Raw genomic sequence first — 15,994 nt, 5'->3', positions numbered from 1 at the left:
ATTTCGCAACTTTAATTAAAAGAGCTTGTGATGCTTCTCTGGTTTGTCATCATTTACTGGGTTATCTCAATAGGTATTGGCCTTTGGGCGGCCCTACGGGTTAAAAATACAGCTGACTTTGCCGCTGCTGGTCATAGTCTTCCAATGTATATCGTTACTGCCACAGTTTTTGCCACCTGGTTTGGCTCTGAGGCTGTTCTGGGCATTCCAGCGACCTTCTTAAAAGAGGGGATGGAAGGGATTGTTTCAGACCCGTTTGGTTCATCCATGTGTTTGATCTTGGTGGGCTTATTCTTTGCCCGTCATCTCTACAGTAAAAAGTACCTCACCATTGGTGACTTCTTTAAAGAGAAGTATGGGCGTACGGTTGAAGTCTTGATTACGCTTTGTATTGTGGTGTCTTACTTGGGGTGGGTCTCTGCCCAAATTAAAGCCTTGGGTTTGGTCTTTAACGTGGTCTCCAATGACGGCATTACCCAAGAGTGGGGCATGATCATCGGTGCGGCCAGCGTTTTGATTTACACCTTATTTGGTGGCATGTGGTCCGTAGCGATTACAGACTTTGTTCAGATGATCATCATCGTTCTCGGCATGCTCTACATCGGCTATGAAGTGGCAGGCATGACAGGTGGTGTGGATGTGGTGGTTGCTCATGCGGTTGCGGCTGATAAGCTCAATATCTTGCCTGATTGGAATGTAGCAGCTGTCTTAGGTTTCTTAGCGGCTTTGCTCACCATGATGCTGGGGTCGATACCTCAGCAAGATGTCTTCCAAAGAATCACATCCTCTAAAAATGCGGATATCGCTGTGAAGGCATCTGTTCTTGGCGGCTTGTTGTATTTCTTATTTGCTTTCATCCCGATCTTCTTGGCGTACTCAGCCACATTGATTGATCCAGTGCTAGTAGAGAAATATCTCAACACTGATTCTCAATTGATTTTGCCAAATCTAATTTTGAATCATGCCCCGTTATTTGCGCAGGTCTTATTCTTTGGCGCACTGCTATCAGCCATCAAGAGTTGCGCCAGTGCGACCTTATTAGCGCCTTCAGTTACCTTTGCTGAAAACATTGTGAAGGGCTTCTTTAAGCACCTAAGCGATCAGTATTTATTGAAGATCATGCGCGTGACAGTTTTGTGTTTCACGGTATTTGTAACCTTGTTTGCGCTCAACTCAGAGCTATCTATTTTCCAAATGGTAGAAAGCGCTTATAAGGTCACCTTGGTAGCCGCGTTTGTGCCGTTGGCCTTTGGAGTTTATTGGTCTAGAGCGAACACCCTAGGTGGCTTATTAGCCGTCTTGTTTGGTTTGGCGACGTGGATCACCTTTGAGCTGTTGTGGCCTAAAGCGGTGATGCCACCCCAGTTAGCCGGCTTATGCGCCAGCATTCTGGGTATGTTGATCGGTGGTTTGGTGCCAAGTAAATTGCTTAAGGCTGCCAGTTAAGTCATTCACAACAGAACCTCCAGCTTATTGAGGTTCTGTCACAAATCCAATCTTGGTTAAGCCCGCTCTTTTTGCAGTTGATAAAACTTGAGCAACGGATTCGTATCGCACATTCTTATCCGCGCGCAGTTGCACCTCCGGTTGTGGTGTTTTCTTAGCAGCTGTTTGCGCATAGATGTTAAGCGTCTCTAAATTGATGGCTGAGTTATTCCAAAAAATCTGACCGGATGCAGTAATGTTGACAGTGATGGACTCAGGCTTGACATCATTCTTTTGACTGCTGGCCTGAGGCAGTTCAACCTTGACAGCATGTTGCATCACTGGAATCGTGATCATAAAAACAATTAACAAAACTAACATCACATCCACTAAAGGTGTCATGTTGATTTCAGCCATCGGCGGGCTGTCATCATCTCCTAAGGGTTCATTACCAAATGACATAAGGAACCTTATTTAGACTGTTCTGATTGGCCAACGCGTGCGCCAGTGATAAAGAACGCATACAGGTCATTGCCAAATCGATTTAACTCAGCAATCAGTACCTTATTGGTTCGGCTAATCGCGTTGTAAGCTAAAACGGCAGGGATCGCAACCGCTAAACCAAGAGCAGTCATGATGAGCGCTTCACCAATGGGGCCTGCCACTTGATCAATGGATGCTGTGCCAGCGCTGCCAATACCAATCAAGGCATGATAGATGCCCCAAACAGTGCCAAACAAGCCTATAAAGGGTGCTGTCGCACCGGTTGAGGCTAAAAAGGTTAGACCGTGCTGAAGTTGCCCTACTGATTTATCGATGCTCACCTTAAGGCAGCGTGTTAACCAGTCTGAGGAGCTGATGGTTTGATGCAACTCGCCGCGGGCACCAGATTGTTGGTTGTGGTGTTTCATGGCTTCCTGAGCGCTTTTAGCCAGATCTCCATAAGGATTGTTGTCTGGGCTCATTTGGCTCAAGGCCACATCAAAAGCTGGGGCGTGCCAAAAACATTCGACTTCTCGGGCAATTTTTTTAGTTTTATAAAGGCTCAATGCTTTGGTCAAGATGATCACCCACGAAGTGATCGACATGATTAAAAGAATGATGGCCACAATACGAGTGACAGCATCACCTTGCGCCCACATGTTACCCAAACCAAAAGCTTGATTCATGAATTATTCCAGTCTAAAAATATAAGGTTGTATAGCAGTTACTTTAATGGCTTTTCCAAATTCTATAAAAGGTCTGCACCGAACTTTCATGGCTGCATCTAATGCCGCTTGATCCAAACGTTGAATGCCGCTACTTTGAGAGAGGGCGACTTTTTCAACGGCGCCACTTTCATTAATAAATAAACGGACCATGGCTTTACCTTCTTCGCCCATTCTTCTGGATAGGCCGGGGTAAAACGGTTCCGGTACGCTGCATTGGGCTTGACTGATCGAGACACTCTTTAATTCGCCAGAGCTACTGCCGCCGGCACTGCTTGCGGGAGCTATATTGGATGACTCTGCTGGGAGTGGGGCAGTGGTGGTCGTCATGCTTTTGGTGCTTTGAGCCACAGGCTTAGGTTCTGGTTTAGGTGGAGCTACTTTTTTCTCTGTCGCAGGCGTTGGCTTATTTTTATTTTCAAGATGCGGGTTCGGGTCTAACAAACTCGCAACCACTAGATCGCCCATGTTGTTGGCTGAGGAAGATCGGTCCGGGCTTAATTGAATGCCTACAATCAATAAGGCATGCAAAGCGATAACCAAAAGTGTGATTCGAGAAGTCACACTCATGGTGTTGACCATTGAACTCAAAGACTTGAATGGTTTTTTGATCATGGTCAACGCTTAAGAAATGAACACGGTCGATGTTTCAATCGAATGCTGCTCAAAAGCTGTTGGTATGAGTTGTTTGGCAAGACCGACTAAAGCATCCGCGTCTGATGTTGAGTAAAAACGAATCACTCTTGGTGGAGCTGACTGCAGTAGCTGAAACTCCTCAAGTTTGCGCGCGAGTTGTTTAACGACGGCTTCACTTGTATCAATGATTTGAATCTTATCGCCCAGAATCTCTCGGATCAGTGGCGTTAAAAATGGGTAGTGGGTGCAACCCAATACCAAGGTATCGACCTCTGCTGCTTGGAATGGTTTTAAGTGTTGGCGAAGTAAGGTATTCATTTCTGCGCTGTCAATTTGACCTGACTCAATCAGTGGCACCAAACCTAATCCAGCTTGAGGGATGAATTCACAATGACCTTCTAAGCTTTCGAGAAGGGCATTGAACTTATCACTCTTTAAGGTATTTTGGGTGGCCAAGACGCCGACTTTGAGATTGGTACTTTTTGTAACGGCAGGCTTTATGCCTGGTTCGACCCCAATCACGGGAATCGCTGGCATCTCGTGACGAATACGCTCAATCGCTTCAGCGGTAGCAGTATTGCAAGCTACCACCAATGCTTGGCAACCCTCGCGAACTAACCAGTGACATAAATCCAAACTTCTCTGAGCAATCCAATCACTTGATTTTTCACCATAGGGCGCATTGGCTGAGTCAGCTAAATAGGTGTAGTGATGAGCCGGCGCTTGGCGCAGCGCCTCATGGAGGACGGTTAGTCCTCCAATCCCGGAATCAAAAACACCAATAGTTGCCAAGCTCTTCCTTACGTCTTCAGGCGAATGATGGGTTAAGCTTTAACAACTGGAATTTTTCCAATTTTCGCTTGCCACTCTTGCGGACCTGTTGTGTGAACAGATGTACCTTGAGAGTCAACGGCTACCGTCACTGGCATATCTTCAATCGTGAACTCGTAAATAGCTTCCATGCCTAAGTCTGCAAAGCCAACCACTTTTGATGCTTTGATTGCTTTAGAGACCAAGTAAGCAGCTCCACCAACCGCCATCAAATAAGCCGACTTATGTTTCTTGATCGCTTCGATCGCCACTGGACCACGCTCAGACTTACCAACCATTGAGATCAGGCCAGTTTCGGCCAACATCATCTCTGTAAACTTATCCATCCGTGTTGCTGTTGTTGGACCTGCTGGGCCAACCACTTCATCACGCACAGGATCCACGGGACCCACGTAGTAAATCACTCGATTTTTAAAATCAACCGGCAACTTCTCTCCCTTGGCTAACATGTCGGCAATACGCTTGTGAGCTGCATCACGACCAGTCAACATTTTGCCGTTTAATAACAAGGTTTGACCTGGCTTCCAGCTTGCGACTTCTTCTGGTGTGAGGGTATCTAAATTAACGCGAGTTGATTTCTCCGTATCAGGTTTCCAAGCCACTTGTGGCCAATCGGATAGAGAAGGTGGTGTCAAGATTGCAGGGCCATCACCGTGCAAGTGGAAGTGAACGTGACGCGTTGCAGCGCAGTTGGGAATCATCGCAACAGGCAATGACGCTGCGTGTGTCGGGTAGTCCATGATCTTCACGTCTAAAACAGTGGTTAAACCACCTAAACCTTGAGCGCCAATGCCTAATGCATTGACCTTCTCCATGATTTCTAGACGAAGTTCTTCGACACGTGTCTTAGGGCCGCGGGCGATTAATTCATGCATATCCACCGGTGCCATTAAAGACTCTTTAGCTAGCAACATGGCTTTTTCAGGGGTACCGCCAATACCAATGCCTAAGATGCCTGGTGGGCACCAACCGGCACCCATCGTTGGAACTGTCTTAACCACCCAGTCTACGATCGAATCAGACGGGTTCAACATGGCCATCTTGCTCTTATTCTCAGAACCGCCGCCTTTGGCTGCGCAAATAACTTCCACACCATCGCCTTCAACGATTTCGTAATGCACAACAGCAGGGGTATTGTCTTTCGAGTTAGTACGCTTACCTGCTGGGTCGAGCAATACCGAAGCTCGTAACTTATTATCAGGGTTCATGTAGGCGCGACGCACGCCTTCGTTGACCATTTCTTGAACGCTCATCTTGGCGTCCCATTTCACATGCATGCCCACTTTTAAAAATACAACGGCGATGCCGGTATCTTGGCAAATAGGGCGTTTACCTTCAGCACACATGCGGCTGTTGGTAAGGATCTGAGCAATTGCATCCTTAGCTGCTGGGCTCTCTTCACGCTCATAGGCTTTGCCTAGGGCTGTGATGTAGTCCAATGGGTGGTAGTAAGAGATGTATTGAAAACCATCAGCAATACTTTGAATGAAGTCGTCTTGGCGAATTGTGCTCATAGTGGATATTTTTATAAGTGGTTAGACAGAAGTTATCCATTTTACCTAGGGAAATTAGCAATCTAGTAAATGTGCCTATGATTCATGTAAGCTTATGAAAAATTCGTAAGAGATAGGATGGTGAATAGCCTTAGGTCTTAGGGGTAACCCTTATTAAGCCTAACTATATGAAGATTGTCAGTCAAATGTCAGTCGACCCGCCTAACCTCGAAGATTGTTAAAAAAACAGCCTAGAAAGTAGGAGAAAAGTATGTCTGGTATGGAACAGTTGTTAGTTGAAAATCGTGTTTTTAACCCACCTAAAGCTTTTGCTAAACAAGCAGCTATCAGCAGCATGGATCAGTACAAAGCAATGTGCCAGTCTTTTGAAAAAGACTTTGACGGTACATGGGCCAGACTTGCAAAAGAAAATCTATATTGGAAGAAACCTTTTACCAAGGTTCTTGATGAATCTAAAGCACCTTTCTACAAATGGTTTGAAGATGGTTTAACCAATGCCTCTTACAACTGTATCGACCGCAATATCGAAAATGGTCTAGGCAAGAAAACAGCGCTCGTTTTCGAGGCTGATGGCGGCGAAGTGACTAAAGTCACCTATCAAGAATTGCATGATCGCGTAGCGGCATTTGCTAACGGTCTTAAAAAGCTCGGCATCAAAAAAGGTGACCGTGTTGTTATTTACATGTCGATGTCTGTTGAAGGTGTTGTGGCGATGCAAGCATGTGCTCGTATCGGAGCGACGCACTCTGTGGTCTTCGGTGGCTTCTCAGCTAAATCGTTACAAGAGCGTATCGTGGATATCGGCGCAGTGGCATTGATCACAGCTGACCAACAGTTACGCGGTGGTAAAGCATTGCCTCTTAAGACGATTGCCGATGAAGCTCTTAGCTTAGGCGGTTGCGAGAAGTTAAAGCACGTGATTGTTTACAAGCGCACGGGTGGTGATGTGCCTATGAAGGCAGGTCGTGATAAGTGGATGCACGACGTTTCTGCTGGTCAGTCAAAAGTTTGTGAGCCAGAGTGGGTTAGTGCAGAGCACCCATTGTTTGTTCTTTACACATCCGGTTCCACAGGTAAGCCAAAAGGTGTGCAGCACGCAACAGGTGGCTACCTTTTATGGACGATGTTGACTATGAAGTGGACATTCGACTTGCGTCACAGTGATGTGTTCTGGTGTACAGCTGACATTGGTTGGATTACCGGTCACAGCTATATTGCCTACGGTCCTTTGGCTTGTGGCGCAACGCAAATTATTTTTGAAGGTGTGCCAACATTCCCGAACGCTGGTCGTTTCTGGGACATGATTGCTCGTCACAAAGTTTCTATTTTCTATACGGCTCCAACAGCGATTCGTTCTCTCATCAAAGCTTCTGATACAGATCCATCTGTTCATCCGAAGAAGTACAACTTGAAGAGCTTGCGTTTATTAGGCTCTGTGGGTGAGCCGATCAATCCTGAAGCTTGGATGTGGTACCACAAGAACGTTGGCGGTGAGAACTGCCCAATCGTGGATACCTTCTGGCAAACAGAAACAGGTGGTCACATGATCACCCCATTGCCAGGTGCAACACCATTGGTTCCAGGTTCATGCACTTTGCCATTGCCTGGTGTAATGGCGGCGATTGTGGATGAGGCAGGTGGTGATATGCCTAACGGCCAGGGTGGTATCTTGGTGGTGAAGCGTCCATGGCCTTCGATGATTCGCACGATCTGGGGTGACCCAGAGCGCTTTAAGAAGAGCTACTTCCCAGAAGAGTTGGGTGGTACGCTTTATTTGGCAGGTGACGGCGCGATCCGTAACAAAGATACAGGTTACTTCACGATTACAGGTCGTATCGATGACGTGTTGAACGTTTCTGGTCACCGTATGGGTACGATGGAAATCGAATCTTGCTTGGTGGCTAACCCTCTTGTAGCAGAGTCTGCTGTGGTAGGACGTCCGGACGACATGACCGGTGAAGCGATTGTGGCTTTCGTGGTTCTTAAAGGTAAGCGCCCAACAGGTGATGAAGCCAAGAAGATAGCAACAGATCTACGTAATTGGGTTGGTAAAGAAATTGGCCCAATTGCTAAACCAAAGGAAATTCGTTTTGGTGATAACTTACCAAAAACACGCTCTGGAAAGATCATGCGTCGTTTGTTACGCGTTCTAGCCAAAGGTGAGGCGATTACGCAAGATACGTCAACACTTGAAAATCCAGCAATTTTGGAACAATTGAAAGACGCTATTTAATCAAGTGGTTTAATTAGCTAGTTGTCATTTAGGCCGGTCACTCGATGAGTCACCGGCCTTTTTTCTAGAAGCTGAGCAATAATCTAGTTATGCCACATCTCACGGGTACTAAAAAAATAGGTTTTTACTATTTACTGTTTACGGTAGGTTTCCTGTTTTTTGTATATTCCTTAGGCTTGGTTGAACAGAGCAGTGGCTCTGGCATCTGGCTGGGTTATGTATTCTTATTTGTCACCATTGCTATTTATGCCAGCATTGGTTTGATCTCAAGAACATCGGATATTGCTGATTACTATGTGGCGGGTCGTAAGGTACCGGCTATCTTTAATGGCATGGCCACGGCAGCCGATTGGATGAGTGCTGCGACCTTTATTGGTCTGGTGGGCATTCTCTTTAGTTCCGGCTACAAAGGTCTAGCTTTTATTGTAGGCTGGACAGGTGGTTTTTGTTTGGTGGCACTCCTCATCGCGCCCTACATCCGTAAATTCGGTTCTTATACGATTCCTGATTTCTTGGCCATTCGCTATAGCCAAGGCAAAGAAGGCGGTAGTCGAGTGGTTCGAGTGGTGGCAGTGGGCACAACCATCTTCTGTTCGTTTATTTATTTGGTTGCGCAAATTCAAGGTGTTGGGTTAATTGTTAACCGCTTTATTGGCGTCGAATTTGGTATTGGCGTGTTCTTTGGCTTGGCCGGCATTTTGGTATGTTCTTTCTTGGGCGGCATGCGAGCCGTTACTTGGACTCAGGTTGCTCAATACATCATCATTGTCATTGCAATGATCCTGCCCTTGGGCATGATTTCTTATGACAAGCATGGTTCTATTTTCCCTCAAGCTACCTATGGTCAAGTTTTGGAAGAGATCCAGTATCACGAACGTGATTTTGAGGTGACAGCTGAAGAGGTGAAGGTTCGTGATTTTTATCAGAAGAGAGTGCTCTTTTTAGAACAGCGCATTGCTGATTTACCCCGGTCTTATTTCGAAGGAAAAAAGAAAGCTGAAAAAGAATTACGTGAGGCAAGGAACTCGCAAGTCTCTCTAAAAGATGTCAAGGCATTGGAGAGAAAATTACAGCATTATCCGATTAGCCCCGCCAACGCTTATGAAGTTTGGCAAAAAGAAAAGCTCGAGGCGTATCAACGTAGTCAAACTGCCACACCCTCCATGGAGCCCATCTTTAGCAAGATGATAGGTGTGACTGGGATGGATCAGCTCAATTTCATTTTGCTCATTTTTTGCCTTATGTTTGGTACAGCGAGCTTACCTCATATTTTGACCCGTTACTACACCACGACGAGCGTGGCGGCAACCCGTTACTCCGTATTTTGGACACTGTTATTTGTGGTAATTTTCTACCTCAGCGTGCCACCGCTAGCAGCCATGGTGAAATTGGATTTATTTAAAAATCTGGTGGGTATCTCGTATGCCGATTTGCCAAATTGGGTATTGCAATGGCGCAAGTTGGATCCGCCGGTTTTATCGCTCACGGATGTAAATGGTGATGGCTTTGTGCAGTGGGCTGAGCTGGTAATTTCCCCCGACATGATTATTCTGGCTGCCCCAGAAATAGCTGGCTTACCGTATGTGATTTCTGGTTTGGTAGCGGCGGGCGCCTTGGCGGCAGCGCTATCAACTGCCGATGGCCTGCTGCTAACCATTGCTAACGCGATTTCTCATGATGTCTACTTTCACATGGTCGATAAGAAAGCCTCTCATCAGAAACGTGTGACGATTGCTAAGATTGCCTTGCTGGGTGTGGCTTTATTTGCGGCCTATGTAACGTCCCTAAGACCTGGTGATATTTTGTTCTTAGTCGGTGCGGCATTCTCACTCGCAGCGTCCAGTTTTTTTGCTGTATTGATTTTGGCTGTTTTTTCAAAACGCATTAACCAGTGGGGCGCCATTGCAGGCATGATCACCGGTCTTTTGGTGAGTGGCACCTACATCGCTTTAAATTACCCCTTTGTTTCTAGGATTACCGGTGTGTTTGGTGATCGCTGGTTTGGGATCGATCCTATTGCCTCGGGTGCTTTTGGTATTCCTGCTAGTTTTATAGCCGCTTTCTTGGTCTCTTACCTAACCAAACCTAATCCACCTGTGATTCAGCGCTTGGTCGACTACTTAAGAGAATCCAAGTCGACTATTTAAACAACTTCTTCCAGCCATCAAGGCCGAGTTTTTGCATGGTGGCGATATTGGTTTCAAAAATAGCTTCTGCTTCCGGAAAAGCTTCAACCGCTTTATCAAGGCTATCTTCACGCAACAGATGCAGAGCCGGGTAAGGTGAGCGATTGGTGAAGTTGGTGATGTCATCCACCTCCGTGCCTGCAAATTGATACTGAGGGTGGAAGCTAGCAATCTGAAGTTCCCCATCCAGATCCAACTCTTCTAATAGGCTATCTGCTAAATCTAAAAACTCGTTGTAATCCATAAAGTCTTGTAAGACGTGGGGATGGATCAATAAAGTGGTATCTGTTTTATCAGGGGATGTTTCCGCTAAATGCTCCAACTCTTTAGCAAGGTCCTCTAAAAGGGTTTCAACCGTCTTGGCTTCGCTTACGGTATAGCGAATCTGTTCTTTCACATGAACCGATTTAGCGAAAGGGCATAAATTCAGACCAATCACGGCTTTAACAAGCCATTCTTGCATTTCTTGTACATATGTAGAATCTTGATTAGTCATTTTTTCACCTTTTGCCAAAGCTTTGTGTATCGTATAGCCCATGATCCGTATTACTGAACTGCGCTTGCCTATTCATCATGCTCCAGAGGAGCTAGAAGCAGCCATCTTAAAGCGTTTGAATATCCCTGCAAAGGATTTGATTCAGTTCACCATTTTTAAGCGCAGCCATGATGCTCGTAAAAATACAGCTTTATCCCTGATTTACACCATTGATCTTTCTGCTAAAAATGAAGAGCAGTTGCTTAAAACCCATGGTCATGATCAACATGTTCGTGTGGCACCCGATACCAGTTACCACTTCTTGGCCAAAGCACCGGAGCATCTACCCAGTCGACCCGTGGTGATTGGTTTTGGACCTTGTGGAATTTTTGCTGCTTTACTCTTGGCTCAAATGGGCTTTAAGCCGATTGTTTTAGAGCGTGGCAAGCAGGTTCGCGAACGGACTCAGGATACTTGGGGCTTGTGGCGTAAAAATAAACTCAATACCGAATCCAATGTGCAGTTTGGTGAGGGTGGTGCGGGTACTTTCTCGGATGGTAAGTTATACAGTCAAATCAAAGATCCGAAGTTTTACGGTCGTAAAGTCATTCATGAATTCATCAAGGCTGGAGCTCCTGAAGAAATTGCTTATGTCGCGAAACCCCACATTGGCACCTTCAGGCTGGTAGGTGTTGTTGAAAAAATGCGCCAAGAGATCATTGAGTTGGGCGGGGAGATTCGCTTCCAGCAAAAGGTCACTGGTTTTGATATCGACAATGGCCAAATCAAATCGGTGCAACTCGAAAGCGGTGAGACCATCGTGGCTGACCAGGTGATTCTCGCTTTAGGTCACAGCTCTCGCGATACATTCCAAGCATTGCATCATGCAGGCGTCTATCTAGAGGCCAAACCTTTCTCCGTTGGTTTTAGGATCGAGCACCCACAATCACTGATTGATAAGGCGCGCTTGGGCCCTCATGCGGGTAACCCGATCATTGGCGCGGCGGATTACAAGCTGGTGCATCACGCTAAAAATGGTCGTGCGGTATACAGCTTCTGTATGTGTCCAGGTGGCACGGTTGTGGCCGCCACTTCAGAAGAAAATCGTGTGGTCACCAACGGCATGAGCCAGTATTCACGTAACGAGCGCAATGCCAATGCGGGCATTGTGGTGAACGTGGATCCAGAGGATTATGGTGGTGGCCCTGATAATCCTTTGGCTGGCATCGACTTCCAAAGAAAGTTAGAGTCCCATGCGTTTGAGTTGGGAGGCAGAAACTATGAGGCTCCTGGTCAGTTGGTGGGTGACTTTATTGCAGGTACCCCATCCACGGAGTTTGGTACGGTCATGCCGTCATATAAACCAGGTGTTCATCTCACGGATTTAGCCACTGCATTGCCGGATTATGCAATTGAAGCGATGCGCGAAGCGCTCCCTGCATTTGAAAAACAAATTCCTGGCTTCTCGATGCACGATGCTGTTTTAACAGGTGTTGAAACTAGAACTTCTTCGCCACTGCGGATCACCCGTGGCAATGATTTTCAGAGTTTGAACGTCAAAGGTTTGTACCCTGCCGGTGAGGGTGCTGGATATGCCGGTGGCATTTTGTCAGCCGGTGTGGATGGCATCAAAGTAGCTGAGGCTGTTGCTCTCGCTATCTTGCAAAAAACATCGAAATAAGACTTACTTAAGCCGTCTTTTTCTGGTGGCGGCGTAACCAAAACAATCCAGCCGCTGTGAGTAAGAGTGGGAAGATCGAGACCCAGTTTAAAAGTGCCCAGCCTTGGGTGGTGACAAGCGCCCCTGAGCTTAAGGACGTGATGGCCATTGTGCTAAAAACGCAAAAATTAATTAAACCTTGGGCTTTATCTTTTTCTGCGGGCAAGTAAGTGGAGAGTGCCAAGGTTGTGGCACCTGTAAATAAAAAGTTCCAACCGATACCTAAGGCCAGCATCGCTAAAAAGAACTGATGCAATTCAGTGCCCGATAGTGCGATAGCGACACACAGGGCATTTAAAAACAATCCCAGCCACATGATGGGTAAACTGCCCCAACGCTTGATTAAATGACCTGTAAAGAAGCCCGGTGCAAACATGCCGATCACATGCCATTGCAGGACTAAAGCCGCATCAGAAAAAGGATAACCACACACTTCCATGGCTAGAGGCGTGGCAGCCATTAATAAATTCATAATGCCGTAACTGAGTGCCGATGTCATCGCTGCTACGATAAAAATAGGCTGCTTGGCAATCACTGAGAGTGATCGACCTACCGGCGTAGGGTCAGCTCCTGCAGATTGCGGGCGATCTAGTTGAGACTCCCGAGGGAACTCAATCTTGCCCATCACATAAACGCCAATAGAGCCAGCTACTGCCAAGGATAGATAGGCTCCCAAAAATGGCACATCAAAAACATTCTTGGTCCAAGAGGCCAGGTTAGGTCCAATCACAGCTCCGAGCAAACCTCCGGCTAACACCCATGAGACTGCTTTTTCTTTCAGGCTGGCATGAGTGAGCTCAGCAGCAGCAAAGCGATAGAGTTGGCCATTGGCGCTATAGAAGCCAGCAATAAGAGTGGCACATGTTAAGAGCCAAAAGTTCTTTTGGTAGGCAGCAAAGGCACAGATAAGCGCAGAGACAACGGCGACAAGTAAACCCAATTCAAATGATTTTTGGCGACCAAAGCGTTGTTGAACTTTTGACACCAAAGAAGTTGATAGAGCGCCACCCACCACGTAGCCCATGATTGGGAGAGTTGCCATCCATGGGATGGGCGTGAGATTCATGCCCACAAGTCCGTTGATTGCGATAAAGGTCACGTTATTCGTTAAAAACAAGCCCTGACAAATAATCAGAAGAACCAAGTTCTTATTAAACAAGCGGGGAGAGGTGTGGGTGGGATTCATTGATATAACGATTGATTAATGGATATTGAACTTATCAAGTTTCAAGGCATAAAAAATGGCTGGTTTAACCAGCCATTCTTTTTTCCTGAAAAGCAGCTAATTACTTAGCGCCGTCCAAAATCCACTTAACTACAGTCTTTGCATCTGCTTCGCTAATACCGGCGTTAGCAGGCATTGGGATAGGACCCCAAACACCAGAACCACCAGCTTTAACTTTTTTAGCTAATTTGTCGACCGCGTCAGCTTGGCCTTTGTATTTAGCAGCGATATCTTTATATGCTGGACCAACTACTTTTTTGTCCACGGCGTGACAACCCATACAGGCGTTCTTGCTAGCGATCTCTTTTGAAGCAAATGCAGGTGCTGATACCATCAATGCTGATGCTACCAATGCGCTGATTAATTTCATGAATTTCTCCGGTTATTTCAATTAAAAATACAGTTACAGGCGTAAGTATATAAAAATACTGGGGAGTGTGCCTATGTCGGATTTTCACCTAGAGATAGTTAATGAAAACCATTAACTATCAATAGTTTGGGCTTGTTTCAAGAATGTAATTGCTTTGATTTGATGTAACTCAAAGTCTTGGCGCTTCAACAGGCTTTTGACTCAAGAGCTTAGCTGACTGAAGGGTTTAGAATAGCAAGCTTCAAACGCGTTGCAAGGGTGAATTGCCCTCTAAGAATGTGTCATGATTTCAATACCCCTCAACAGGGCTTTGAAGAATAAAAAGCAACTATTAAAAAGTAAAGAATATGGCAAGTTATCAAACCGAAACAGTTTTAACAGTAAAACACTGGAATGACACTCTTTTTAGTTTTACAACCACTCGTAATAAAGGTTTGCGTTTTCGCAACGGGCATTTCTTGATGATTGGTTTGGAAGTAGAAGGTAAGCCATTGGTTCGTGCGTATAGCGTTGCCAGCCCTAACTACGAAGAGCACCTCGAGTTTTTCAGTATCAAGGTAGAAAACGGTCCGTTAACTTCCAGACTTCAAAAAATCCAGGTGGGTGATCCTATCTTGGTGAGTGATAAATCGGTGGGTACTCTGGTGATTGATGACTTGAACCCGGGCAAGAACCTCTACTTATTCAGTACGGGTACAGGATTGGCGCCATTCATGAGCATCATTCGTGATCCTGAGACATACGAGCGATTTGAAAAGATTGTTTTGATTCATGGCGTGCGTTTGGTCAGCGAGTTGGCTTATGAGGATTACATCAAGAATGAACTTCCGAATGATGAGTTCTTAGGAGAGATGGTTCGTGAGAAGCTGATCTATTACCCAACGGTGACACGTGAAGCATTCAAGCACACGGGACGTTTAACCACTGCGATTGAAAACGGCCAATTATTCAAAGATATTGGTTTGCCACCTTTGGACCCAGCAACAGACCGAGGCATGATTTGCGGTAGCCCTTCGATGCTGAAAGAAATATCAGAAATGCTCGATACCAAAGGCTTCAAAGTTTCACCAAGCTTGGGTGTTCTAGGTGACTATGTATACGAGAGAGCCTTCGTCGAGAAATAAGTAAGTCAGACAGATCGGAAATCAGAAACAAAAAAGCCCTTAATTCAACATTAAGGGCTTTTTTATTGGTACTGGCGGAGAAGGCGGGATTCGAACCCGCGGTAGGCTATAAACCTACGCACGCTTTCCAGGCGTGTGACTTAAACCACTCATCCACCTCTCCGGATAAGAGAGCGATTATATACCGCGCTCTCAAATTGATTGGTGGCTTATTCAGCTTCTGACATACCGCCAACGACATGGCTGAAGCCAGCGTCAACGTAAGTGATTTCACCCGTGATACCACCGGCCAAATCGGACATCATGAAAGCTGCAGCATTGCCCACGTCATCAATGGTCACATTGCGACGCAAAGGTGCATTGGCTTCAACGAAATCTAGAATTTTGCCAAAACCTTTAATACCTGATGCTGCTAGCGTTTTGATCGGACCTGCTGAGATGCCGTTGCAACGGATACCCTTAGGACCAACTGAGTTCGCTAAGTAACGAACACTGGCTTCCAAAGACGCTTTGGCTAAGCCCATGGTGTTGTAGTTAGGCACCACCATTTGTGAGCCAAGGTAAGTCAAGGTTAATAGTGCTGCTTTGTCATTCAACATCGGTAGAGCTGCTTTGGCCATCGCTGGGAAGCTATAAGCCGAAATATCATGAGCAATCTTGAAAGACTCTCTTGAAAGACCTTCTAGGAAGTCACCAGCAATTGCTTCACGTGGCGCAAAACCAATTGAATGGATCAAACCGTCAAATTTAGGCCATGTGGCTGAAAGATCGGCAAAGAGTTTATCGATTTGAGCGTCATCACCCACATCGCAGTCAAAAATGAGTTTGCTGTTGAATTCTGCAGCAAATTCAGTGATTCGGTCTTTAAAACGATCGCCAACATATGTAAAAGCCAACTCTGCGCCTTCTCTATGGCACGCTTTGGCAATGCCGTAAGCGATAGAGCGGTTAGAAAGAAGACCTGTTAGAACGATTTTTTTACCGGCTAAGAAACCCATTTTTGCTTCCTTTATTCTTTTTGCTGCATTTGTTAATGTCTAATTACAA

At 46.0% G+C, this 15,994-nt stretch carries 14 protein-coding genes and 1 tRNA gene; 5 read left to right on the top strand and 10 right to left on the bottom strand.

Annotated elements, in window-relative coordinates; all coding sequences use genetic code 11:
- Positions 1-30 precede the first annotated feature (30 nt).
- Positions 31-1,446: a sodium:solute symporter family protein gene (locus ICN28_RS02285; protein ID WP_216285915.1), complete on the top strand. Its 1,416-nt coding sequence runs from the start codon at positions 31-33 to the stop codon at positions 1,444-1,446.
- 24 nt (positions 1,447-1,470) lie between these two features.
- On the opposite strand, the gene ICN28_RS02280 is transcribed toward ICN28_RS02285, so the two are convergent.
- Genes ICN28_RS02280 through ICN28_RS02260 form a run of 5 tightly spaced genes read right to left on the bottom strand, consistent with a single transcriptional unit; the run spans position 1,471 to position 5,614 of the window.
- Entirely contained in the window at positions 1,471-1,887 is a 417-nt protein-coding gene (locus ICN28_RS02280; RefSeq protein WP_216285913.1) for a biopolymer transporter ExbD, read from the bottom strand.
- Between the two features lie 8 nt (positions 1,888-1,895).
- Complete coding sequence (locus ICN28_RS02275; RefSeq protein ID WP_216285912.1) at positions 1,896-2,594, bottom strand: MotA/TolQ/ExbB proton channel family protein; 699 nt, start codon at positions 2,592-2,594, stop codon at positions 1,896-1,898.
- 3 nt (positions 2,595-2,597) lie between these two features.
- A complete protein-coding gene (locus ICN28_RS02270) occupies positions 2,598-3,248 on the bottom strand; it encodes an energy transducer TonB (protein WP_216285911.1) in 651 nt (216 codons plus the stop codon).
- Between the two features lie 9 nt (positions 3,249-3,257).
- On the bottom strand, positions 3,258-4,061 hold the full coding sequence (murI, locus tag ICN28_RS02265) for a glutamate racemase (protein ID WP_216285910.1): 804 nt from the start codon (positions 4,059-4,061) through the stop codon (positions 3,258-3,260).
- A gap of 32 nt (positions 4,062-4,093) precedes the next feature.
- Entirely contained in the window at positions 4,094-5,614 is a 1,521-nt protein-coding gene (locus ICN28_RS02260) for a fumarate hydratase (RefSeq protein ID WP_216285909.1), read from the bottom strand.
- Positions 5,615-5,864: 250 nt separating this feature from the next.
- Here ICN28_RS02260 and acs point away from each other — a divergent pair, with 250 nt between their 5' ends.
- Both acs and ICN28_RS02250 read left to right on the top strand, forming a co-directional pair.
- Positions 5,865-7,847, top strand: a complete 1,983-nt coding sequence (acs, locus tag ICN28_RS02255) for an acetate--CoA ligase (RefSeq protein ID WP_216285908.1) — start codon at positions 5,865-5,867, stop codon at positions 7,845-7,847.
- Between the two features lie 89 nt (positions 7,848-7,936).
- On the top strand, positions 7,937-9,994 hold the full coding sequence (locus tag ICN28_RS02250; RefSeq protein WP_216285907.1) for a sodium:solute symporter family protein: 2,058 nt from the start codon (positions 7,937-7,939) through the stop codon (positions 9,992-9,994).
- Here the strand turns inward: ICN28_RS02250 and ICN28_RS02245 are convergent.
- Positions 9,987-10,529 carry a DUF1415 domain-containing protein gene (locus ICN28_RS02245; protein ID WP_216285906.1) on the bottom strand — a complete coding sequence of 181 codons (543 nt, stop codon included), beginning with the start codon at positions 10,527-10,529 and terminating at the stop codon, positions 9,987-9,989. The genes ICN28_RS02250 and ICN28_RS02245 overlap by 8 nt on opposite strands.
- A gap of 40 nt (positions 10,530-10,569) precedes the next feature.
- Here ICN28_RS02245 and ICN28_RS02240 point away from each other — a divergent pair, with 40 nt between their 5' ends.
- A complete protein-coding gene (locus ICN28_RS02240; RefSeq protein ID WP_216285904.1) occupies positions 10,570-12,189 on the top strand; it encodes an NAD(P)/FAD-dependent oxidoreductase in 1,620 nt (539 codons plus the stop codon).
- Positions 12,190-12,196: 7 nt separating this feature from the next.
- On the opposite strand, the gene ICN28_RS02235 is transcribed toward ICN28_RS02240, so the two are convergent.
- Complete coding sequence (locus ICN28_RS02235; protein ID WP_216285902.1) at positions 12,197-13,414, bottom strand: MFS transporter; 1,218 nt, start codon at positions 13,412-13,414, stop codon at positions 12,197-12,199.
- Positions 13,415-13,514: 100 nt separating this feature from the next.
- Positions 13,515-13,823 carry a c-type cytochrome gene (locus ICN28_RS02230; RefSeq protein WP_216285900.1) on the bottom strand — a complete coding sequence of 103 codons (309 nt, stop codon included), beginning with the start codon at positions 13,821-13,823 and terminating at the stop codon, positions 13,515-13,517.
- 347 nt (positions 13,824-14,170) lie between these two features.
- On the opposite strand from ICN28_RS02230, the gene ICN28_RS02225 reads away from it, so the two are divergent.
- Positions 14,171-14,947 (top strand): ferredoxin--NADP reductase, encoded by a 777-nt coding sequence (locus tag ICN28_RS02225; protein WP_216285898.1) that lies wholly within the window; start codon positions 14,171-14,173, stop codon positions 14,945-14,947.
- 72 nt (positions 14,948-15,019) lie between these two features.
- On the opposite strand, the gene ICN28_RS02220 is transcribed toward ICN28_RS02225, so the two are convergent.
- Positions 15,020-15,110: transfer RNA gene (locus ICN28_RS02220), tRNA-Ser, on the bottom strand.
- Between the two features lie 46 nt (positions 15,111-15,156).
- On the bottom strand, positions 15,157-15,945 hold the full coding sequence (gene fabI / locus ICN28_RS02215) for an enoyl-ACP reductase FabI (protein ID WP_216285897.1): 789 nt from the start codon (positions 15,943-15,945) through the stop codon (positions 15,157-15,159).
- Positions 15,946-15,994 lie beyond the last annotated feature (49 nt).

Origin of the sequence: Polynucleobacter sp. 30F-ANTBAC (assembly GCF_018882385.1) — a bacterium.
Classification (GTDB): Bacteria; Pseudomonadota; Gammaproteobacteria; order Burkholderiales; family Burkholderiaceae; genus Polynucleobacter.
The sequence above is the reverse complement of the archived record's forward strand: the minus strand, read 5'-3'. Positions and strand labels throughout refer to the sequence as shown.